Consider the following 21,511-nt stretch of genomic DNA (forward strand, 5'->3'; position numbering starts at 1 on the left):
AGACAGATTAAATGAGCAACCACAACACAATTGGCAAAGTTAATGCGGCGAATACGGTTTGCAAGCTAATAATTGAAGCCATTAAACGACTATCTCCCCCTAAAACTTGTGTAAGTACATAAGCTGCCGATGCAGTAGGTAAAGCAAAAAACAAGACTAAAATTTGCGACTCCAACACTGGAACATTTAAGGTCTGACAAATTAGCCATGCCAAAGCTGGCATAAATAACAAACGCCCAAATACGTTTAATGCCAATGCAAACACATCGCGTTGCAAGCCATTAAATTGCAATGCTGCTCCCACACACATTAATCCCAAAGGCAAACTGCAAAGGGCCATTTGACGAATAAAATGCTCTGCACCTTCCCACAAGGTCAGACCTGCTAAATTAAATAGACCACCAAGAATACAACCCAAAATTAATGGATTTTTCATCAATAACCACAGGATTTGCTTCGCCTGTAAAGCCTTAGTATCGCTTAAAGCCAACACTGATAACACATTCACCAATGGGATGCAGAACACCAAAATAATCGCGAACAGCGCCATGCCCTGCACCTGAAACAATGCTGCGACCAAAGCCAAACCAATATAAGTATTGAAACGTACCATGCTTTGCATATACACCCCAAAACGGACTGCGGGGGTTTTAAAATAGCCGCGCAATGCATATAACAAACAACTTACTAAAGCCACAACAAGCCCCACGACCAACAAAATCTGTGTGATTGATTTCGCTTCAATATTTGCTGTGGCGAGGTTTAAAAACAGCATGCTAGGAAATAAAATATAGTAATTTAACTTTTCTGCACCCTTCCAAAATGGCTCATCCAGCATACGTGATTGCTTAAGGAGATAACCCATTGCAATTAAGGCAATCAAAGGGAAAAGTGCAATAAAAATTAAATGGGTCATGGGGTGCTCTGTGTGTTACTGCTACGTTGTTGTTTTTGAATTATTCCTTAATAAGTAAAGTAAATTTATTGGATATTATAGAGATTGTTTTGTGTTTATCCTATTTGCTTAGGCTATTTTAAAATCGCAGACATGATAAAGATGATGATAGCAACTTACACTTACATCATCTTCCAGATAGATTCAGCATTAGCGATGGGTATGGATAGACATCACAATCCCCATACTCGCCAGCATGGAAATGACTGCCGTTCCACCATAACTCATGAGCGGTAATGGGTCACCGGTTACAGGTAAAATACCACTCACCATCCCAGAGTTTAAAAACACAAAGAAAAAGAAAGTAAGACCGACTGTGCCTGCATACAAACGCCCGAAATTATGGAAACAATTCATCCCAATCATCAAACAACGTAAAATAATGGCAGCAAACAAACTGAACAGTAAAAATACGCCAATAAAGCCAAACTCTTCGGCATAAGTCGACATAATAAAGTCAGTATGATGTTCAGGCAGATAACCCAAATGCGATTGCGTTCCCCCTAAATAACCTTTACCTGTAAAGCCGCCTGACCCAATGGCAATTTTGGATTGAATAATATTCCAGCCTGCCCCCAAGGCGTCCGACTCTGGGTCAAATAAGGTGAGTACCCTTTTCTTTTGGTATTCCTGCAAAAAGAACATCCAAAGCAACGGTGCTGCAACAGCCAATGCGGTGATTGCCCCTAAGATTAATCGCCATGACATGCCACTTAAAAATAGCGCAAAGACACCGGGAATAATCAAACCAATGTTTAAATCGGGTTGCAATGCCACCAAGACAAAAGGAATCATCATAATCACTAAAGCGACAATGATATGGATCAATTTAGGCGGGAAAGCACGACGCGAAAAATACCACGCCATCATCAATGGCATGGCAAATTTCATAAATTCACTGGGTTGCATACTGCCAATACCCGGCAAGCTGATCCAGCGTTTTGCCCCCATACGGGTTTCACCAATGACCAGAACCAAAGCTAGCATGATCACTGCAAAGATATAAAAATATGGACTGGCAGCTTGATATACCTTAGGTGGAATTTGCGCCAAAATAATCATGGCGATAAAGCCAATACCAAAACTGGTCGCTTGACGCAGCACCATCCCCATATCTTGCGCGGTGGCACTATATACCACCATTAAACCTAGAATCGCATTTAAAATCAGAAAACACAGCAACCATGGATCTAAATGTAATTTAGTCCAGCGTGAGGAATCATTTTTAATGCTTCTACCATCACGTAATGAGTGACGTAAAAAACGATACTGCTGCGATGGGTTCATGCGACTCGAAAATAATTTAAAATAGACAGGATGAACAATTATAGAAGTAAAGCGGCACAGAGTGAATCATTAAAGCTTAATCGTTAAAGATTCGAGTTTAACTCAATGTTTATCACACTAGATTTTTATCATCCACGTTGTTGTGAGGCTAAAATTAAACGCGCCAACTCTAAATCATCAGGATAGGTAATTTTAATATTATCTGAACGACCTTGCACTACATTTACAATTTGCCCTGCTGCTTCTAAAGCACTGGCCTCATCGGTAATCGTCAATTGCTGTTTTAATGCAGATTCAATGGCTGTTTTAAGCACATCAAGTTTTGCAATTTGCGGAGTTTGCGCTTGCCAGAGTTGATCACGGCTTACCGTGGTTTCAATTTTTGTGCCTTGGCTTACCTTTTTTAAAGTATCACGCACTGGAATAGCCAAAATTGCACTTTGATCTGTTGCCAGTGCAGTCTGATACAACTGTTCAAGGCAAGCAGCTGTCACACAAGGACGCGCTGCATCATGCACCAAAACCCAGTCATCTGCATGGGCGATTTCAGATAAATAATGCAGTGCATTTAAGACTGAATCCACTCGCTCTGCACCACCTACGCAAAAATGTGCTTTTTCTTTTTGTGCCAAGTTTAGGTTTTGCGCTACATCATCTGCTTGACCAATCGCCAAAACATAACCCGCTAAAGGCAAGTGATTTAAACGTGCGATGCTGTGCGCTAAGACTGTTTGATCTTGAATATACTGATATTGTTTAAGTTCAGTTCTAGAAAAACGACTACCAGAACCCGCTGCGGGAATAACCGACCAAAGTTTAGGGTGTCGGGGCGGTTGCTGCTGCAAGTTGTTGTGATTCATTGGTGCGTAAATCTACTGTGGAATTCGGTTGAATATAAATTGGTTTATATTGTGTGCTGATGGTGCTCATTTGCACAAAGGTTTCATGTGGCTTAATTAAGCCTAAATCTAAACGGGCATGCTCTTCAATGGCTTCTACCCCATTTTTTAAATCATAAACTTCTGCTGCAAGTACACGATTGCGCTCCTTCAGCTCTGTATTTAATTCTATTTGTTGTTGGATTTTTTCTGTCAGTGCAGCATGGTCACGATAACCACCTTCACCAAACCAGTGTAAATATTGAAACCCTGCGATCAAAAAGATCGCAAGGCCCAACAATGCTTTACTCGCTTTGGAGTCAAATACATTTAATAATGACATCTACTGATTTCGCTTAGTTCAAACCTTTGAACTCAGCTTTACCGCGATATGCAGCATTCGTCAATTCTTCAATACGAAGTAATTGGTTATATTTTGCTACACGGTCAGAACGGCACAGTGAACCAGTCTTGATTTGACCTGCTGCTGTACCTACTGCAAGATCCGCAATTGTAGAATCTTCAGTTTCACCTGAACGGTGTGAAATAACAGTTGTGTAACCATTGGCTTTCGCAAGGTAAATTGCATCAAGCGTTTCAGTCAAAGTACCAATTTGGTTGTACTTGATCAGGATTGAGTTACCTACTTTTTCATCGATACCGCGTTGTAAGATTTTCGGGTTAGTAACGAACAAGTCATCACCGACCAATTGAATCTTGTCACCTAAGATCGAAGTGAGGTAAGACCAACCTTCCCAATCAGACTCATCTAAACCATCTTCAATTGAGATAATTGGATATTGATTTACAAGACCAGCTAAATAGTCAGAGAATTGGTTGCTTGTGAATGCTTTGTTGCCTTCACCTGCAAGAATGTACTGACCATTTTTGTAGAATTCTGAAGATGCACAGTCAAGCGCCAACATGATGTCAGAACCCGCTTTGTAGCCAGTCTTCTCAATAGCTTCAAGAATAACTGTGATTGCTTCTTCGTTAGAACGTAAGTTTGGCGCAAAACCACCTTCATCACCCACTGCTGTGTTTAAACCTTTTTGATTCAATACAGATTTTAATGAGTGGAAAATTTCTGCACCAGCACGTAATGCTTCAGAGAATGAAGTAAAGCCCACTGGCTCAATCATGAACTCTTGAATATCAACGTTGTTGTCTGCGTGTGAACCACCATTTAAGATGTTCATCATTGGTACAGGCATGGTTAAAATGCTGTTGTTACGAAGGTCTGCGATGTATTGGAAAAGAGGAATTTTCTTTTCATCAGCAGCAGCGCGCGCAGCAGCCAAAGACACGGCTAAAGTTGCGTTAGCACCTAATTTTTCTTTGTTTTCAGTACCATCAAGCGCAATCATGGTGTTGTCGATGTCTTTTTGTTCAAACACAGACTTACCAAGTAAAGCATCACGAATTAAAGTATTGACGTTATTTACCGCAGTTTTAACGCCTTTACCCAAGTAACGTGCTTTATCGCCATCACGAAGTTCTAGAGCTTCACGAGAACCAGTTGAAGCACCTGATGGTGCACATGCACGGCCAACTACGCCAGATGCTAAGATTACGTCTGCTTCGATGGTTGGGTTACCACGAGAGTCCAAAATTTCACGTGCACGAATGTCAACGATTTGGCTCATGAACAATTCCTCAGTTGATTAATAACGTGATGCTTTAGGCATCAATGAGTCTATAATTTAATATGGATCTAATTTAGTGTGTATCTAGCTTTTGGAAACCTTTTACCAAGGTATCCAATTCTTTAAGCTGTGCCAAGAACGGCTCAAGTTGTGATAGACGCAATGCACATGGGCCATCACACTTTGCCTGCTCTGGTTCAGGATGTGCTTCTAGGAATAAACCTGCCAAGCCAGTTGCCATACCTGCACGTGCCAAGGTGGTAATTTGTGCACGACGACCACCTGCCGAATCTGCACGACCACCCGGAGTTTGCAAAGCATGGGTTACATCAAAGAACACAGGTACATTCATTTCTTTCATGATGTCAAAGCCCAGCATATCGACAACCAAGTTGTTGTAACCAAATGCTGAACCACGCTCACAAAGAATCAATTTGTCATTCCCTGCTTCTAAACACTTATGCAAAATATGACGCATTTCGTGCGGCGCAAGGAATTGTGCTTTTTTGATGTTGATAATGGCTTGAGTTTTTGCCATCGCTTCAACCAAATCGGTTTGGCGACTTAAAAACGCAGGAAGCTGAATAATATCTGCCACTTCTGCCACAGGCGCAGCCTGATACGGCTCATGCACATCGGTAATAATTGGCACATTAAAATGCTTTTTAATGTCAGCCAGCCATTCAATGCCTTTTTCTAAACCGGGACCACGAAATGAGTTCAGGCTAGAACGGTTGGCTTTGTCAAAACTGGCTTTGAATACATACGGGATATTTAAGCGTGTGCAAATATCCACATAAGTTTCAGCAATTTCAAATGCAAGGTCTTTAGACTCAAGTACATTCATGCCGCCAAACAATACAAATGGCAAATGATTCGCCATTTGTATATCACCCAAACGTACAATTTCTTGTGGTTTTAATTGTGACATTTCAACTTCCTAGTTTATCCCTAAAGCCATCTTATTTGGTTTTTTGATGCTGTTGTTTTGCCGCACCGATAAAGCCAGCAAACAATGGATGTCCATCACGTGGCGAGCTGGTAAATTCTGGGTGGAATTGTACCGCAATAAACCAAGGATGTTGCGGAATTTCAACAGTTTCAACCAAGTGCTGAATTGGTGAATAACCCGAAATTTTAAGACCTGCTTCTTCAAGCACAGGAATATAACGGTTATTCATTTCATAGCGATGGCGATGGCGCTCTACAATTTCTGCAGAACCATACACTTCACGAGTTTTGGTACCTTCAACCAATTCAGATTTTTGTGCACCTAAACGCATAGTGCCGCCCAAGTCAGAATCGACAGAACGCTGTTGAACTTCGCCGCGCTCATCTAACCATTCAGTAATCAAACCAATAAGTGGCGACTTAGTCGAACGGTTAAACTCTGTTGAACTTGCATCGGCAATACCTGCCACATTACGTGCATATTCAATCACAGCCAATTGCATACCCAAACAGATTCCCAAGAATGGGACACCGTTTTCACGTGCATATTTGATGGCTTGCATTTTACCTTCGGTACCGCGCTCACCAAAGCCGCCCGGAACTAAAATTGCATCGGCATCTTTAAGTACAGTATTAACGTCTTGGCTTTCAAGGTCTTCTGCATTGACATAGTCAATTTCAACTTTGACGCGGTTTTGAATACCCGCATGCAATAATGCTTCGTTTACAGATTTATAGGCATCTGGCAGTTCAACATATTTACCCACCATCGCCACACGAACGCTGTATTCAGGGTTCAATAATGCATCAACTACGTTATCCCAATCAGATAAATCTGCTTCTGGAAGATCATTGAAGCCAAAACGCTCACAAATTAAATCATCAACGTCTTGTTCATAGAATGTACGTGGAATTTGGTAGATGGTTTTGGCATCTTTACATACCACAACCGCACGTGCTTCTACGTTGGTAAATAACGCAATTTTACGGGTAGTGTCAGCATCAACATCATGTTCAGTACGGCAGATGAGAATATCTGGCTGAATACCGATAGATAACAATTCTTTAACTGAGTGTTGAGTTGGCTTGGTTTTTAACTCTGCCGCAGATTTGATATATGGCAATAAAGTTAAGTGCATGAGCATAGTACGCTTATGCCCTAATTCCACCATCAATTGACGTACAGATTCCATGAATGGGAGAGATTCAATGTCGCCTACTGTACCGCCAATTTCTACGATTGCGACATCGTAGCCTTCGCCAGCGCGAAGTACACGTTCTTTAATATTATCGGTAATGTGTGGAATCACCTGAACAGTACCGCCCAAGTAATCACCACGGCGCTCTTTGTTTAGAACGTCTTGATACACGCGACCAGATGTAAAGTTATTTAACTTGGTCATTTTCGCACGACGCAAGAAACGTTCGTAATAACCCAAATCTAAGTCAGTTTCGGCACCATCCTCTGTGACAAAAACTTCACCATGTTGGAAAGGACTCATTGTCCCTGGATCGACATTAATGTATGGATCCATTTTGACCATGGTTACTTTTAAACCACGGGCTTCTAAAAGTGCAGCAACTGAAGCAGCTGAAATACCTTTACCTAGTGATGAAACTACACCACCAGTCACGAAAATAAAATGGGTCATTGGGTTTCTCGTACAATCGAGCCTAAATCGGCCTGCAATGTTGCGCAATTTTACTTTACTCTGCACCAATAAAGCAAAGTCATTCCGCATCAATTCATAGAACAATAAACAATTGGTTATTCTATCAGCATTTCCTATAAAAAATTAGAACTTCTTGAGAGGATTTTCATCTGTCATTTTATTGCTATAATACGTCCGTCTATCCGATCTTTTATTTTGTGCAATTATGAATAAGAAACTTTTAATTTGTGGTGCAATTGCAACGGCGTTGTTATTAACTGCATGTGTAAAAAAAGAACAGCCAAAGCAAGATGAGCAAGAACAAGTAGAGGTTCAAACTGAACAAACTACTGAAACTGCTCAATTTGAACCACTAGAACCTGTTGAAAACATTCAAGATGCTGAACCAGAAGCGCCTGCACAGGTAGAAGTGGAGCGCACTGAAACAGCGAACACCACAACTGAAATCCGTCGCGAAACACCTGCACAACCTGCTGCTGCACCTGCGCCTGCGCCGAAAGCGGCAGCTCCTGTAGCAGAAGATAAACCAACTCAAGCACGTCCAAGCAATAACACAGGTGCTCAATCTGAAGATGATGCTGTTGCCGCTGCGATTGCTGCTGCAACCCCAGCACTTGAGAACTAAGTGCTCACTTAAAACTAAGCTTTAAGTTAAAGTCAGTTTTAAGGTGTAAGTTCTTATCTTAGATTTGAATTGACGTTAAAAAACCCAGTCATTGTGTACTGGGTTTTTTATTCATTTGGATGAGTCTTCGCTGAGATAACTCGTGAATACATTTGCAATACAGCTACCTATTTCTATATAGGTTTGTGCGCTTCACTTTAACTTGCCTGCAGCAACTGCGATTGCACTTTAAAATAATTAGAAATTAAACGCGATGCCCAAGATTTAGTAAAACCGACACCTTCATAAAAACCACAATGACTGCCTTTACGGGTCGTCACTACCATAATATTTGGCATTTTCCGTATGGTTTCTTTATAAGGATCAAAGTTTTTGATGTGGCACACTGGGTCATCTTCTGCATTTAAAACCATAAGCGGAATTTTGACATTCTCAAACACATAAATTGGGTTAATGGCTTGTGTGTAGCTGTCATAATCTTCAAAACCCGCCAATTCAAAATACGCCTTTTCAAACTCTGCCAATGTAGTCGCACTTAACACTTGCGATAAAGATTTTACGTTTTGCCAAATGTCCTGATGGGGCTGAATAAAAAACTGGAATAATTTTTTGGTCATCACTTTACTGTAAAAAGGATGCACATGCTGAAAGCCTAGTTCAGTGTTATATCCTGGGCACAGTGCAAACGCGGCTTTAATTGGGGTTTGCTCGCCTTCTTCGCCCAAATAGCGCACCAATAATCCTGTCCCTGCGGAAGAACCAACAGCATATAATTCAGATTGTGGAAATTGTTGCTGAATAAACACTATTTGTTCACGCAAATCATGCGTCGAACCAAACAGATTCATTTGTGGTACAGGCATAGGTAAATTGCCATGCCCACGACGTAAACATAAGGCAATACGCCACTGTGTCTGTTGATGTAAATCGCGCACCAACTCACGCATACTTTCCAAAGAACCTGTAATGGTATGCATTAAAACAATTGTGGGAGTATCTGCAGGTAAGTCATAACCCACCCAAGCAACTGCGGTGATACCGCCATCTTGCATAGTGAGTTGATCAACCCGATCATACTGCTGACGAATGGTTTTCTTTTTAATTAAGTCAAAATATAAAAGATGCGCATGTGTATTGGACAGCCACGGCGTTGGACGGTATTTTTCTTTGAGCTGTGGTAAATAATCCAATACCCGACGGATTTCTCCATGCGGATGATAATACAGCGTTGGTAAATCTGCGCCTGTGACCTGATCTAAAACCGCTTGTGTAATTTGCGCTATTTTTTGTAATGTAGACATCATTTTACTCCCAAGCAATACATGCACTTTCAAGCATGCCAACCCGAAACCGATTTCTATAAAACAACTTCATTGCCATACACATGCTTTATTTTATTTTTCGGTTGGCATAAAGGCAGCCATACGTTGTCCCATTTGCACAGCCAATGCCTCCAAACCACTTTTCGGGCGAATCATCACTTCAAAGTCCACAATTTGTCCTTGTGCATTGAATTGAATCATATCAATTCCTTTAAGTTTTTTATCTCCCACATTGGCGGAAAATTCAAGTACAACATTGCAACCATCTTCAGTATAAAACTCACGGTGATAAGTAAAGTTTTCAAAGACCTGAATTACATTGGTCAAAATAAAAAACACCACTTGTTTGCCTGCATAAGGTTGATACGCCACAGGTGAACGAAACACCACATCATCTGCCAGCAATTCACTCAAAATAGACATATCACGGTTTTGCAGCATTGTATGCCAACGCTGTACCGCTAATTTTGTTGTTTCCAAAGTCATGTTAAGTTCCTTTTTTTGTTTTGATATTTCATTTCTATGCAGAGTCCCTGAGTGAGACTGAAGCACTGCTGCACTGGGCAGAAGCGATTATTAACTCTCTCCCCAGCCCCCTCCCAAAGGAGAGGGAGAAGGAATTACATTAAATTTTCGCTGCCAATTCAGCACCCTGACGAATTGCACGTTTGGCATCTAACTCGCCTGCTTCTTTCGCCCCACCAATTAAATGCACATTTTTGCCTGCTGCCTGTAATTGCTCATACATGGCGGTGTAAGACTCTTGCCCTGCACAAATCACCACATGATCAACTTCGAGCACTGTACTTTGACCATTGACGGTGATGTGCAAGCCTTGATCATCAATCAGGTCATAACTTGCCCCTGCAATCATTTTAACGTCACGGTTTTTTAAACCTGTACGATGAATCCAGCCTGTTGTTTTACCCAAGCCAGCACCCACGGATGATGCTTTACGTTGCAATAAATAAATTTCACGTGGCGATTCTTCAACTTTTGCTGCTTTTAAACCACCGACATGCGCATAATTGGTATCAATTCCCCATTCATCGTAGAATTTTTCAGGATTTAGACTACCACTTTCACCTTCATGGCTTAAATATTCTGCAGTATCAAAACCAATACCACCAGCGCCAATAATCGCAACACGTTGACCTACAGGCTTACGCTCTTTTAATACCTCAATATAGCTCAGCACTTTAGGGTGATTAATACCTGCGATATCCAATTGACGCGGGGTTACACCTGTTGCCACAACCACATCATCGAAGTCAGCATTGAGCAATTGTTCAAAACTAGCCGTATGATTCAATACCAATTTAATATTCGGTTGCAGCTCAATTTGGCGTTTGAAATAGCGCAAAGTTTCGTAAAACTCTTCTTTACCAGGAATGGTTTTAGCAATATTAAACTGCCCACCAATTTGATTCGATGCTTCAAAAATCGTCACCTGATGCCCACGTTCTGCAGCATAGGTTGCAAAGCTCAAACCTGCAGGCCCTGCACCAATCACCGCAATTTTTTTAGTCTGTGTTGCTTCTTTAAAAATGAGTTCTGTTTCATGGCAAGCACGTGGATTGACCAAACATGAAGCAATCTTCATTGAGAAAATATGGTCTAAACAAGCTTGGTTACAACCAATACATGTGTTGATTTCATCACTGCGACCTTGCTCTGCTTTTTGCACAAAGAAAGCATCTGCCAACATTGGACGTGCCATCGATACCATATCGGCATGTCCTGCAGCCAAAACATGCTCAGCCATTTCAGGGGTGTTAATACGGTTTGAAGTGATCAGTGGCACTTTAACCAAACCTTTTAATTTCTCTGTCACCCATGTAAAAGCTGCGCGAGGGACTTTGGTAGCAATGGTTGGGATACGTGCTTCATGCCAGCCAATCCCTGTATTGATAATGGTTGCACCTGCTTTTTCAATCGCTTGTGCCAATTGCACCACTTCTTCAAAACTCGAACCGCCTTCGACTAAATCCAACATCGACAAGCGGTAAATAATAATAAAGTTTTCACCCACTTCTGCACGGGTACGTTTAACAATTTCAATTGGGAAACGAATACGGTTTTCATAACTGCCGCCCCATTCATCATCACGATGGTTGGTACGCGCAACAATAAACTCATTAATTAAATAGCCTTCCGAACCCATGATTTCGACACCATCATAGCCTGCGTATTGTGCCAATTTGGCACAATTCACAAAGTCGGCAATGGTTTGCTGTACTTCTGCCGATGTTAGTGCATGTGGTTTACTTGGGTTAATCGGTGCCTGAATTGCTGACGGTGCGACAATATCGGGCTGATAGGAATAACGTCCCGTATGTAAAATCTGTAAAGCAATTTTGCCGCCTGCATCATGCACAGCCTGAGTCACCACTTTATGTTTTTCTGCTTCTTGACGAGTATCAAGTTTATTGCCGCCCGCAAAGGTTAAGCCTGCATCATTCGGTGAAATACCACCTGTTACAATCAGCCCAACGCCACCTTTGGCACGCTCTGCATAAAAAGCCGCCATACGTTCGTATCCACCCGGTGCTTCTTCTAGTCCAACGTGCATTGAACCCATTAAGACCCGATTTTTTAAAGTGGTAAAGCCTAAATCTAAAGGCGCAAGTAAATGTGGATAGTCAGACATAGAATCTCCCTGCTGGCAAAAATGCTGGCTGTTTTATGCTTAATGCAACTTGTTGCATACTTTTATATTCTAGATTTAATTTTTATGCAACATGTTGCATAATTAAAGCTGAAAAAAATAAAGTTGCTCTGTTTATGTCGCTCGCTCACGTTTTATTGACCAGTTTAATTGAAAAACCCAGTAACGGTATTGAATTGGCACGCCGTTTTGACCGCTCTATGGGGTTTTTCTGGAATGCGACCCATCAACAAATTTATCGCGAACTAAATACCATGCTGAAAAAAGGTTGGATTTCAACCTTAGAAGATGAAGATTCTAGCAGTCGTAGCAAAACCTATCAGGTAGAAGCTTTGGGGCGGCATGAACTGGCAAACTGGATGGTCGAGCAAAGCCCGCCTGCACAATTACGCGAAGAACTTATGGTACGTTTACGTGCCGAAGCCCAACTTGGCGGCAACAGCGTCTTACCCGAACTAGAACGACATTTGCTGCTTCACAAAGCCAAGTTGCACACCTATCAACAGATTTTTGCCAAAGACTTTAGCCAAGCACCTGCGAACAACCGTACCCTGTATATTCATAAAATGATTTTGCAGCTAGGGATAGATCAGGAAATTGGCTGGATTGAATGGCTAGAAAATGTGATTCCTGAACTGAAAAAGTTTGATGCCGAAGCCTCATCTTAAAAGTATATTTTTAAGTAATAGCAACCACATCAATGTGAAATCAGGGTTGCTCACCATACAGAAATGATCAGGCTATGCTATAAAGAATAACGCATTTTTAATCACAACCATGCAAGGAAATGCTGATGCCTTTTTACCGCATGCCCGATGGCGAAGCTCTATTTGTACGTGAATTTGGTCAAGGTGAGCCTGTGGTTGTGCTTTCAGGTTTAGGCATGCACAGTTGGCAATGGTTGCCATTTCTGTATCAACATAAAAAGCAGTATCGTTTTATTATTCCAGACTGGCGTGGTTTTGGGGGTTCAAACCTGTGTGCCGTTCCAGAACTGGATGCTATTTCGAGCCATTGGCAAGATTTAAACAGTCTGCTTCAACAACAGAACCTGCAACAATTTAAACTGATTGGCTATTCCATGGGGGCAACCACTGCCATGCATGGCATGCAATATGGACAATTGGCTGCGCATTTAAGCAGTTATTTACAAATTGACCAAGCACCAAAAATTGGGGTAGATGAAAACTGGCCTTATGGCTTATTTGGCAATCAACATCAACAATTTAAACAGTTATTGATTCATCTGTCCGAGTTTTTACATGATCACGCGCAATATACTGATATTCAACAAATGGATGTGTTGCAGCGTAAAAACTTAGTCGAACTTTGGCTAGAATTTATAGAATTACAAGCCAGCAATAAAATCAGTCCGTTTTTATTTAAACTGGCCGTCAAACGTCCTGTTTTACAACGCTATATTTTACCTACACAGCGTTTAGATTATTTACGCTGGTATATCGACAATTATTTACACCATCAGGAAGATTATCGTGAGGCTTTAACTCAACTGGGTTGTCCGACAGTCTTTTTTACAGGCGCACAATCGACCTTGTATGCGGCAGAAGGACAACGTCAAGTGGTAGAAGCTATGCCGAATGCGAAACAAGTCATATTTCACCAATCTGGGCATACCCCTTTACTGACCGAACCGTTGAAATTTAATCAGGAAATTAGCCAATTTTTAAAACTAAACAGCTAAAGTAAAACGGTGGAAAATGTGGTTTGCAATATTTTCCACCGTAGCATCATTAGACCTAGATTTAGTTTAGATCTAGATTTAATTGGCAAAAGCCGCGATACCCGTTTGCGCACGACCTAAAATTAGCGCATGCACATCGTGCGTCCCTTCATAGGTATTCACGACTTCCAAATTGACCAAATGCCGCGCCACGCCATATTCATCACTGATACCATTCCCACCAAGCATATCGCGCGCCATACGAGCAATCTCTAAGGCCTTGCCACAGTTGTTGCGTTTAATCAGCGAAGTACCTTCGAGTGAAGCAATACCCTCATCTTTCATACGACCAAAACGTAAAGCAATTTGTAAACCCAGCGCGATTTCGGTTTGCATATCGGCAAGTTTCTTTTGAATGAGCTGATTGGCCGCCAAAGGACGTCCGAACTGAATCCGATCCATCGTATATTGATGCGCAGTATGCCAACAAAACTCAGCCGCACCCATAGCACCCCAAGCAATGCCATAACGTGCACTATTTAAACAAGTGAACGGCCCTTTTAAACCACGCACTTCAGGTAACATATTTTCTTCAGGCACAAAAACATTGTCCATGACAATTTCACCTGTGATTGATGCGCGTAGACCAACCTTGCCCTGAATGATTGGCACAGAAAGTCCATCCCAACCTTTTTCTAAAATAAAACCGCGAATATCACCCACCTGCCCATCTGCCGAAACTTCTTTTGCCCACACCACAAATACATCGGCAATTGGACTATTGGTAATCCACATTTTCGCACCGTGTAAACGATAACCGCCTGCAACTTTATGTGCTCTGCTGTTCATACTGCCAGGGTCGGAGCCAAAATCAGGTTCAGTCAGACCAAAACATCCGATCCATTCACCCGAAGCGAGTTTGGGTAAATATTTTTGTTTTTGTGCTTCACTGCCAAACTCATAAATTGGCACCATCACCAATGAGCTTTGTACACTTGCCATAGAACGATAGCCTGAATCGACCCGTTCAATTTCACGTGAAATTAATCCATAACTCACATAATTTAAACCTGCACCGCCATATTGTTCAGGTATGGTTGAGCCTAACAAACCAAGCTCACCCATTTCACGGAAGATGCTGCGATCTACCGTTTCATGTCTAAACTGATCACGTACCCGCGGCAGTAATTTTTCCTGACAATAAGCATAGGCACTATCACGAATCATACGTTCGGTTTCAGTCAATTGCTGTTCAAGCAAAAAAGGATCTTTCCAATCAAATTTCACTTTTTTACTGTGAGTTGCAGGCGTGTGATTTGGCGATGGATTGTGTTGTGACATGGCATCCTCTGCACATTATTATAGGTTCTGGTTCATCAATATTTGATTTTGCAGCGTCATACTACTTTACTTTATGTTCTATCATTAAAATGAAATAACAAGCAATAAAAAGTGAACTTTAATTCAATTATTCAGCAAAGTTATAGACAACACTAAACTTTCACATATTTAGATACTTAAAATTCTGAAAAAATGAGCTGTAGATTTGTGTTTCTATTTTCGGCACTTATACTCAAATCTAACCATCCATCAAGAGAATAAAACATGCGTAAATTAGTGGTTTTTTCGGGTGCAGGTATGAGCGCAGAAAGTGGAATCAACACCTTTAGAGATGGTGATGGCTTATGGGAAAAACATCGCGTGGAGGATGTCGCAAGTCCTGAAGCATGGGCAAGGAATCCTGAATTAGTCCAACGCTTTTATAATGAACGTCGTAAAAACATTCTTAATGCGCAGCCTAACTTGGCGCATCGCTTAATTGCTGAACTTGAAGATGATTTTGATGTACAAGTGATCACCCAAAATATTGATGATTTGCATGAACGTGCAGGCAGTTCAGAAGTTTTGCATTTACACGGCAATATTCGTTTAGCCAAAAGCTCAGGGCCTCATGCACAATACACGACAGAATTTTTTCCAATTGAAGGTGACTCGCTGAACTTGCAACAGGATCTTTGCCCACAAGGCTATCCTTTACGTCCGTATGTGGTCTGGTTTGGCGAAGCAGTTCCTGCCTATGAAGAAGCACTGGATTTGATTCAAGATGCCGATATTTTTATTGTGATTGGTACAAGTTTGGTGGTGTACCCTGTTGCTGGATTAGTACACGAAATTCCTGCAAATTGTCAGGCTTATTATATTGACCCAAAAGCCATGCAAGCCCAACTTCCTGCTCAATTTCAACGGATTTCCAAAACTGCCACTGAGGGCATGCAGCAATTGTTCGATCAATTACATCAAGTTTAAAGTAATTACAGTATCTAAATTTTTCCACTTGTAAGATGTCATCAACATGCTTAGGCTATTTTGACATCTTGCAGGATTGCATCATTTTCATAATAGTTTTAGGTATCTCTTTAAAACTTTGTTACCATCGCTCTTTCTCTGTGTTTGTGATGTTTACTGCATATGACCTCATCTTATCAGCAACAACTTGATGCAAAAGTTGCCCGTATTTCTGCCCAATTTGCCGAATATAACCCGCCTGCCTTGCAAGTATTTGCCTCACCAGAACACAACTACCGTATGCGGGCAGAGTTCCGAATTTGGCATATTGAAGATGATCTGTTTTATGCCATGTTTGAACGCAGTGAAGATAAGCAGAAAAAAGTTATTCGTGTAGATGAGTTTCCGATTGCAGACCGCAGCATTAACTTATTAATGCCAAAGCTGTTAGCCGCCCTGAAAGCCGATCCCGTATTATCGGCTCGTTTATTTGAAGTGCATTTTTTAGCGACTTTAAGTGGCGAAATGTTGGTTTCACTGCTTTATCACCGCAAACTTGAATCTGATTGGGAGCCTGCAGCCCAAGCTTTGAGCAAAGCATTAAACATTAAACTGATTGGACGCAGCCGTGGGCAAAAATTCGTGCTATCCGATGAGTATGTAGTTGAACAATTACAGGTTTTTGAGCGCACTTATACCTATAAGCAAATTGAAAGCAGCTTTACCCAGCCAAACGCGCAAGTTTGCCAAAAAATGCTGGAATGGGCATGTACGGTTGCCGAACATTCTGAGCAAGATTTATTAGAACTTTATTGTGGTAATGGTAACTTTACCCTGCCGCTATCGACTCGTTTCCGTCGTGTACTTGCCACAGAACTGGCTAAATCTTCGGTATATGCAGCGCAGTGGAATATTGAACAAAACCAGATTGAGAATATTCAAGTGGCACGCTTATCGGCTGAAGAGTTTACTCAAGCCTATAACGGTGAGCGTGAATTCCGCCGCTTGCAAGAAGCGAACATTGATCTTGCAAGTTATGATTTTGATACGGTCTTTGTCGATCCGCCACGCGCAGGAATTGATGATGCAACCTTAAAACTCCTACAGCGTTTTAAGCGTATTATTTATATTTCGTGCAACCCAGACACATTGCATGACAATTTAAAAACCTTGTGTCAAAACCATAAAGTGACGCAATTTGCACTGTTTGATCAATTCCCATACACCCATCATGTTGAGTCGGGTGTTTTACTGGAAAAGATTTAAACAATTTGTTGCATTATTCTTCAATATTTACAAGTTCTCCTTTTTAGCACTTGTAAATATTATGATGTAAATGAATCAGTTAAAGCATTACAAGCCCTTTAACTGTCATAATTTCGTTAAAAAAATGCAATATCATCGAAAATTCTGCAACTCGATTGCTGCTTTTATCACTTAGGTCGACTTGATTTATTTTTTATATTGGCTATATTTCGATCTATGTTAGGTTGTGAATGAAGGCTCTATGAGTTTTTGGCAAAAGTTGTTCTCTACAGAACAGCAAAACGAGCATAAAAATCAAATTGCTTGTGTTGAAAATGATTGCTCTTGCAAGACAAATGAACAACTTCTCGAAGCTTTAACCAAAGCCACAGATGAAGATGTCATTATCGGGATTAAGAAGGTTCTCGCTTCGCGAGGTTATAGCCGCAAAGAGTTAAATGAACTCCAGCATCTACCATTCCAGTAATGGAATATGATAAAAAAGGCATTTAGTTGAACTAAGTGCCTTTTTTAATTGCTTCAAATATATTGGCACTTAAAACAATAAATTTTATAAATCTTAATACGTGCTTGAGCTTGCACAAAAACGCTAATCTTTTCAAACGCAGTCAATCATATCTTCATAATCATGCGCTAATATTTCTACACATAATCATCACACCAATAAATTCGAATTATTCAAACAGAGAAAATGACAATGAAAAAAACTAGCCTTAGCTGTCTTGCCCTACTCAGCCTAAGTTTAACAGCCTGTAGCCCAATGCCGAAAGAATGTGCCGAAACTTGGGAGAAAATGGAAAGTTTTGCTAAAAACATGGGTATTTCAGATGAGCAACTTAAACAACAAAAAAAGCAATTTGAAAATGAAGTCAAACAAATGAAAAGCGAAGAAGCAGTCAAAATCTGCAGGATGCAAGGCACAGCCTTAGGTTTTATTGGACAATAAATTCAGCCAAGCCAAAACCAAATTCCAATGTTAGGGTTTACAGCCTTGATGATCTATATAAGCTAAAATTGGACCTAAATTGCGATGTGGATGAGTATGACGTTGTAATTGCGGAATATACGCTGTAGAAATCGAACCATCTAAATACAAGGCATTTGGCGTTTGCAGCTCATCTTTAAAAAAGGTGGCAAATTGATGAAAATTCACAGGCGTGTTACTAATCACAAAGTACAGGCTTTGGTCTTTTAACCCAACTCCATTTCTAATTTTATAAGAAGTACTGTCTGCCAAAAAATGGGAGTTTAACTGGTGATTGACAACCAACATAGGGCCAGACTGTGTCGCATAATGCGCTTTGAACGCTTGATTGGCATATTGTTGGGTTGTGCCTAAAAACACCCGTTGATGATTCCACGCCAGTACACCATTGGGCTGAATTAAAAAATTCCCCCATCCCTGTTGCTGTCGGTTCAGCTTTTTAAGTTGTCGTCCTTGTTCCACATACAAACCCACAGGCGAATAATCTGGATGAAACATGCCTGCATTCATGGCAAATTGCATGTTTTCACAAGACTGTAGATTTTTTTGTAATTGTGAAATTTGCTGATACGGTTTCCCTTGCTGATCTTTCAGATATAAGCCTAGCTGTGACAACTGCGTCACTTCCACTACATCTACATTAATTTTACTGTTATTGACCGTCCATGCGCGAATTTCCGCCTGTGCAGCAGGCGTCCAGAATAAATAACTGAGTAATAAGTACTTCCACCGAGAACGAAACATTATCATCTCCATACCTGCTATGTTACAAATTGTGCATATAACTGAATGGGTTATCGCATATTTGCGTCAGACGCAGTACACTATAAAACCTAATTTCTTTTCTCTACTCATGTTACTTTATTGGTCAAGCGTACGATGCTCAAGCAGAAAACACGATTTCCTTTAGGGGCACATTTAATTGTGAAACATTTCGGCTATAGCCATCATGGCATCTATGCTGGGCGTGGTCGCGTGATTCACTATTCGGGTTTCGCACATCTTTTCAAAAAACACCCGATTGAAATGACCAGTATTGAAAAGTTTAGTCACGGCAAAAATATTATTGTGCAGTCGTATCATGCGCCCAAGTATAAAGGCCGCAAAGTGGTGCGTCGTATGCGTTCTAGAATGCACGAAAATAATTATCATCTGATTATGAATAACTGTGAACATTTATGCACTTGGGCTATTACAGGTGTAGAAAGCAGTCCGCAAGTATTTAAGATGATGGATCGTTTGACCACCATTGGGTATGTCAGCTCATTGATGAGTTATATGAATAGTATGATGCTGACCCTGACCACCACTTGCTTTGCTTTAGTGCTCTATATTAAGAAGAAACTACGCGACAAAGCCAAAATGCAGTTACCGCAAATCCTGATGAAGCAGGAACAACATAAAAACCGCTAATGCTGCCATTTTAGCGACACTGTGTATCTTATAAAATATTTTAAAGACAAAATCAAAAGCCCAACCTGAATTGATCAAATTGGGCTTTTATATTACAAGCTAAAACCTAAATAAGATTTTACTTACCCGGCTTAAAGCTGTCTTTTAAGTCTAAAATACGGTTAAACACAGGTTTCTCTGCTGTATGGTCGTATTGATCTGCAACAAAATAACCTTCTCGTTCAAATTGGAAACGATCTTCAGGTTGTGCTTTTGCCAATGCAGGTTCAACAATGGCTTGTACCACCGTCAATGATTCAGGGTTTAGATTCGCCAAGAAATCATCGCCCACTTCTGGGTCAGATTCGGTAAATAAGCGATCATATAAGCGAACTTCTGCCGCAACGCCTTTACTTGCAGAGACCCAGTGAATCACGCCTTTTACTTTACGACCTTCTGGGTTTTTGCCCAAAGTTTCAGGGTCAATTGAACATTTCAGCTCAATGACTTCGCCGTTAGCATCTTTAATCACTTCATCACACTTGATTACATAAGCATGACGTAAACGTACTTCTCCTTCAGGCACTAAACGCTTAAAGCCTTTAGGCGGCACTTCTTCAAAGTCTTTACGGTCAATGTAAATTTCAGAAGTCAGCGGAATGATACGTTCACCCATATCTACATTTGGATGACGTGCATGGACCAAATCTAATGCTTCTGGCAAGTTAGTCAAAGTCACTTTAAGTGGATTTAACACCGCCATACCACGTGCTGCAGTATTTTCCAATGACTGACGGATGCAATATTCAAGCATTGCCACATCCACAATACCATCCGACTTAGACACACCTACACGCTTACAGAAATCACGCAAACCTTCTGGTGTAAAGCCACGACGACGCATACCTACCACTGTTGGCATACGTGGGTCATCCCAACCATTCACAAAACCGCCTTCAACCAATTTACGCAATTTACGCTTAGATGTGATGGTGTAATCAATATTCAAACGGCTAGATTCATACTGACGCGGCACAGCCTCGGATTTCACCTTTTCCACCACCCAATCATAGAATGGACGATGGTCTTGGAATTCTAAAGTACATAGTGAATGAGTAATGCCTTCAATGGCATCTGATAATGGATGCGCATAATCATACATTGGGTACATTTTCCATTTATCGCCCGTTTGGTGATGCGATGAATGTAAAACACGATACAAAATCGGATCACGCATGTGTACGTTTGGTGAAGCCATATCAATTTTGGCACGGAGTACTGCCTGACCTTCGCCTAATTCACCATTGCGCATTTTTTCAAATAAAGCCAAGTTTTCTGCTACTGGCGTATCACGATATGGCGAATTTTTACCCGGCTCTACAAAAGAACCACGATTGAGCTTAATCTCATCAGGGGTTTGCAAATCGACATAAGCATCGCCTTGTTCGATCAGCTGAATTGCCCATGTATATAATTGATCGAAATAGCTTGATGCATAGCGTGGTTCGCCATTCCACTCAAAACCCAGCCATTTCACGTCATTGGCAATACCATCAACATATTCTTGTTCTTCTGCATCTGGGTTGGTGTCATCAAAACGTAAGTTACACACCCCTTGATATTCTTGTGCGATGCCAAAGTTCAAGCAAATTGCTTTCACGTGACCAATATGCAAATAACCATTCGGCTCAGGTGGAAAACGTGTCACCACCTGCTGAGTGCGACCCGCCGCAATATCATCGGTAATGACTTGACGTATAAAGTCTAAGCCCGGCTGTTGTTCTTGCTGCACAGCATCGACAGAGGCATTTGAACTTGGTGTCGGGGTGTTTGGCAGAGATGCAACAACATCATTTGGCTTCATAGCAATAAAATCACTTCTAAAATAAAATTGGA

At 41.1% G+C, this 21,511-nt stretch carries 21 protein-coding genes; 8 read left to right on the plus strand and 13 right to left on the minus strand.

Features of this window, described 5'->3' with window-relative positions:
- Positions 1-7 precede the first annotated feature (7 nt).
- The 7 genes from ACEO2X_RS01235 to ACEO2X_RS01265 all read right to left on the minus strand — a co-directional run bounded on the left by ACEO2X_RS01235 (position 8) and on the right by ACEO2X_RS01265 (position 7,369).
- Positions 8-916 (minus strand): AEC family transporter, encoded by a 909-nt coding sequence (locus tag ACEO2X_RS01235; RefSeq protein WP_371970962.1) that lies wholly within the window; start codon positions 914-916, stop codon positions 8-10.
- Positions 917-1,105: 189 nt separating this feature from the next.
- A complete protein-coding gene (gene rodA, locus ACEO2X_RS01240) occupies positions 1,106-2,242 on the minus strand; it encodes a rod shape-determining protein RodA (protein ID WP_371970963.1) in 1,137 nt (378 codons plus the stop codon).
- Positions 2,243-2,370: 128 nt separating this feature from the next.
- On the minus strand, positions 2,371-3,102 hold the full coding sequence (ispD, locus tag ACEO2X_RS01245; protein WP_131260888.1) for a 2-C-methyl-D-erythritol 4-phosphate cytidylyltransferase: 732 nt from the start codon (positions 3,100-3,102) through the stop codon (positions 2,371-2,373).
- Positions 3,059-3,463, minus strand: coding sequence for a septum formation initiator family protein (locus ACEO2X_RS01250; RefSeq protein WP_004973349.1), 405 nt, complete (start codon positions 3,461-3,463; stop codon positions 3,059-3,061). The genes ispD and ACEO2X_RS01250 overlap by 44 nt, the downstream gene beginning before the upstream one ends.
- 13 nt (positions 3,464-3,476) lie before the next feature.
- A complete protein-coding gene (gene eno / locus ACEO2X_RS01255; RefSeq protein WP_004973347.1) occupies positions 3,477-4,766 on the minus strand; it encodes a phosphopyruvate hydratase in 1,290 nt (429 codons plus the stop codon).
- A gap of 73 nt (positions 4,767-4,839) precedes the next feature.
- Positions 4,840-5,697 carry a 3-deoxy-8-phosphooctulonate synthase gene (gene kdsA, locus ACEO2X_RS01260; protein WP_004973345.1) on the minus strand — a complete coding sequence of 286 codons (858 nt, stop codon included), beginning with the start codon at positions 5,695-5,697 and terminating at the stop codon, positions 4,840-4,842.
- A 31-nt stretch (positions 5,698-5,728) separates the two neighbouring features.
- Positions 5,729-7,369 carry a CTP synthase gene (locus ACEO2X_RS01265; RefSeq protein ID WP_004973343.1) on the minus strand — a complete coding sequence of 547 codons (1,641 nt, stop codon included), beginning with the start codon at positions 7,367-7,369 and terminating at the stop codon, positions 5,729-5,731.
- A gap of 226 nt (positions 7,370-7,595) precedes the next feature.
- On the opposite strand from ACEO2X_RS01265, the gene ACEO2X_RS01270 reads away from it, so the two are divergent.
- A complete protein-coding gene (locus tag ACEO2X_RS01270; RefSeq protein ID WP_004973341.1) occupies positions 7,596-8,015 on the plus strand; it encodes a hypothetical protein in 420 nt (139 codons plus the stop codon).
- Positions 8,016-8,212: 197 nt separating this feature from the next.
- On the opposite strand, the gene ACEO2X_RS01275 is transcribed toward ACEO2X_RS01270, so the two are convergent.
- The 3 genes from ACEO2X_RS01275 to ACEO2X_RS01285 form a co-directional block, all read right to left on the minus strand.
- Complete coding sequence (locus tag ACEO2X_RS01275) at positions 8,213-9,319, minus strand: YheT family hydrolase (protein ID WP_180095624.1); 1,107 nt, start codon at positions 9,317-9,319, stop codon at positions 8,213-8,215.
- Positions 9,320-9,409: 90 nt separating this feature from the next.
- On the minus strand, positions 9,410-9,823 hold the full coding sequence (locus ACEO2X_RS01280) for a nuclear transport factor 2 family protein (protein ID WP_180095627.1): 414 nt from the start codon (positions 9,821-9,823) through the stop codon (positions 9,410-9,412).
- Between the two features lie 139 nt (positions 9,824-9,962).
- Positions 9,963-11,987, minus strand: a complete 2,025-nt coding sequence (locus ACEO2X_RS01285) for an NADPH-dependent 2,4-dienoyl-CoA reductase (protein WP_004973335.1) — start codon at positions 11,985-11,987, stop codon at positions 9,963-9,965.
- 134 nt (positions 11,988-12,121) lie between these two features.
- Here ACEO2X_RS01285 and ACEO2X_RS01290 point away from each other — a divergent pair, with 134 nt between their 5' ends.
- Both ACEO2X_RS01290 and ACEO2X_RS01295 read left to right on the plus strand, forming a co-directional pair.
- Positions 12,122-12,673 (plus strand): PadR family transcriptional regulator, encoded by a 552-nt coding sequence (locus ACEO2X_RS01290; RefSeq protein ID WP_004973333.1) that lies wholly within the window; start codon positions 12,122-12,124, stop codon positions 12,671-12,673.
- A gap of 125 nt (positions 12,674-12,798) precedes the next feature.
- Positions 12,799-13,707 (plus strand): alpha/beta fold hydrolase, encoded by a 909-nt coding sequence (locus ACEO2X_RS01295; RefSeq protein ID WP_096900864.1) that lies wholly within the window; start codon positions 12,799-12,801, stop codon positions 13,705-13,707.
- A 78-nt stretch (positions 13,708-13,785) separates the two neighbouring features.
- On the opposite strand, the gene ACEO2X_RS01300 is transcribed toward ACEO2X_RS01295, so the two are convergent.
- Positions 13,786-15,027 carry an acyl-CoA dehydrogenase gene (locus ACEO2X_RS01300; RefSeq protein WP_371970964.1) on the minus strand — a complete coding sequence of 414 codons (1,242 nt, stop codon included), beginning with the start codon at positions 15,025-15,027 and terminating at the stop codon, positions 13,786-13,788.
- A 264-nt stretch (positions 15,028-15,291) separates the two neighbouring features.
- Here ACEO2X_RS01300 and ACEO2X_RS01305 point away from each other — a divergent pair, with 264 nt between their 5' ends.
- From ACEO2X_RS01305 to ACEO2X_RS01320, 4 genes are all read left to right on the plus strand, one after another.
- Positions 15,292-15,993, plus strand: a complete 702-nt coding sequence (locus ACEO2X_RS01305) for an NAD-dependent deacetylase (protein ID WP_371970965.1) — start codon at positions 15,292-15,294, stop codon at positions 15,991-15,993.
- A 162-nt stretch (positions 15,994-16,155) separates the two neighbouring features.
- On the plus strand, positions 16,156-17,238 hold the full coding sequence (gene trmA / locus ACEO2X_RS01310; protein ID WP_131260897.1) for a tRNA (uridine(54)-C5)-methyltransferase TrmA: 1,083 nt from the start codon (positions 16,156-16,158) through the stop codon (positions 17,236-17,238).
- Between the two features lie 241 nt (positions 17,239-17,479).
- Entirely contained in the window at positions 17,480-17,704 is a 225-nt protein-coding gene (locus tag ACEO2X_RS01315; protein ID WP_004973321.1) for a hypothetical protein, read from the plus strand.
- A 231-nt stretch (positions 17,705-17,935) separates the two neighbouring features.
- Positions 17,936-18,184, plus strand: a complete 249-nt coding sequence (locus ACEO2X_RS01320) for a hypothetical protein (RefSeq protein ID WP_004973320.1) — start codon at positions 17,936-17,938, stop codon at positions 18,182-18,184.
- Positions 18,185-18,214: 30 nt separating this feature from the next.
- Here ACEO2X_RS01320 and ACEO2X_RS01325 read toward each other — a convergent pair whose 3' ends face one another.
- A complete protein-coding gene (locus tag ACEO2X_RS01325) occupies positions 18,215-18,967 on the minus strand; it encodes a phosphodiester glycosidase family protein (RefSeq protein WP_228258769.1) in 753 nt (250 codons plus the stop codon).
- Positions 18,968-19,102: 135 nt separating this feature from the next.
- Here ACEO2X_RS01325 and ACEO2X_RS01330 point away from each other — a divergent pair, with 135 nt between their 5' ends.
- Positions 19,103-19,636 (plus strand): lecithin retinol acyltransferase family protein, encoded by a 534-nt coding sequence (locus ACEO2X_RS01330; protein ID WP_096900868.1) that lies wholly within the window; start codon positions 19,103-19,105, stop codon positions 19,634-19,636.
- Positions 19,637-19,754: 118 nt separating this feature from the next.
- On the opposite strand, the gene ACEO2X_RS01335 is transcribed toward ACEO2X_RS01330, so the two are convergent.
- Positions 19,755-21,479 (minus strand): glutamine--tRNA ligase/YqeY domain fusion protein, encoded by a 1,725-nt coding sequence (locus ACEO2X_RS01335; protein WP_131260901.1) that lies wholly within the window; start codon positions 21,477-21,479, stop codon positions 19,755-19,757.
- Between the last annotated feature and the right edge of the window lie 32 nt (positions 21,480-21,511).

This window comes from Acinetobacter sp. AL9 (assembly GCF_041464035.1).
GTDB classification, from domain to species: Bacteria; Pseudomonadota; Gammaproteobacteria; order Pseudomonadales; family Moraxellaceae; genus Acinetobacter; species Acinetobacter towneri.

Coding starts and splice junctions, on each gene's coding strand:
- ACEO2X_RS01235 (WP_371970962.1), bottom strand. CDS start 916: ATGACCCATTTAATTTTTATTGCACTTTTCCCTTTGATTGCCTTAATT.
- rodA (WP_371970963.1), bottom strand. CDS start 2,242: ATGAACCCATCGCAGCAGTATCGTTTTTTACGTCACTCATTACGTGAT.
- ispD (WP_131260888.1), bottom strand. CDS start 3,102: ATGAATCACAACAACTTGCAGCAGCAACCGCCCCGACACCCTAAACTT.
- ACEO2X_RS01250 (WP_004973349.1), bottom strand. CDS start 3,463: ATGTCATTATTAAATGTATTTGACTCCAAAGCGAGTAAAGCATTGTTG.
- eno (WP_004973347.1), bottom strand. CDS start 4,766: ATGAGCCAAATCGTTGACATTCGTGCACGTGAAATTTTGGACTCTCGT.
- kdsA (WP_004973345.1), bottom strand. CDS start 5,697: ATGTCACAATTAAAACCACAAGAAATTGTACGTTTGGGTGATATACAA.
- ACEO2X_RS01265 (WP_004973343.1), bottom strand. CDS start 7,369: ATGACCCATTTTATTTTCGTGACTGGTGGTGTAGTTTCATCACTAGGT.
- ACEO2X_RS01270 (WP_004973341.1), top strand. CDS start 7,596: ATGAATAAGAAACTTTTAATTTGTGGTGCAATTGCAACGGCGTTGTTA.
- ACEO2X_RS01275 (WP_180095624.1), bottom strand. CDS start 9,319: ATGATGTCTACATTACAAAAAATAGCGCAAATTACACAAGCGGTTTTA.
- ACEO2X_RS01280 (WP_180095627.1), bottom strand. CDS start 9,823: ATGACTTTGGAAACAACAAAATTAGCGGTACAGCGTTGGCATACAATG.
- ACEO2X_RS01285 (WP_004973335.1), bottom strand. CDS start 11,987: ATGTCTGACTATCCACATTTACTTGCGCCTTTAGATTTAGGCTTTACC.
- ACEO2X_RS01290 (WP_004973333.1), top strand. CDS start 12,122: ATGTCGCTCGCTCACGTTTTATTGACCAGTTTAATTGAAAAACCCAGT.
- ACEO2X_RS01295 (WP_096900864.1), top strand. CDS start 12,799: ATGCCTTTTTACCGCATGCCCGATGGCGAAGCTCTATTTGTACGTGAA.
- ACEO2X_RS01300 (WP_371970964.1), bottom strand. CDS start 15,027: ATGTCACAACACAATCCATCGCCAAATCACACGCCTGCAACTCACAGT.
- ACEO2X_RS01305 (WP_371970965.1), top strand. CDS start 15,292: ATGCGTAAATTAGTGGTTTTTTCGGGTGCAGGTATGAGCGCAGAAAGT.
- trmA (WP_131260897.1), top strand. CDS start 16,156: ATGACCTCATCTTATCAGCAACAACTTGATGCAAAAGTTGCCCGTATT.
- ACEO2X_RS01315 (WP_004973321.1), top strand. CDS start 17,480: ATGAGTTTTTGGCAAAAGTTGTTCTCTACAGAACAGCAAAACGAGCAT.
- ACEO2X_RS01320 (WP_004973320.1), top strand. CDS start 17,936: ATGAAAAAAACTAGCCTTAGCTGTCTTGCCCTACTCAGCCTAAGTTTA.
- ACEO2X_RS01325 (WP_228258769.1), bottom strand. CDS start 18,967: ATGTTTCGTTCTCGGTGGAAGTACTTATTACTCAGTTATTTATTCTGG.
- ACEO2X_RS01330 (WP_096900868.1), top strand. CDS start 19,103: ATGCTCAAGCAGAAAACACGATTTCCTTTAGGGGCACATTTAATTGTG.
- ACEO2X_RS01335 (WP_131260901.1), bottom strand. CDS start 21,479: ATGAAGCCAAATGATGTTGTTGCATCTCTGCCAAACACCCCGACACCA.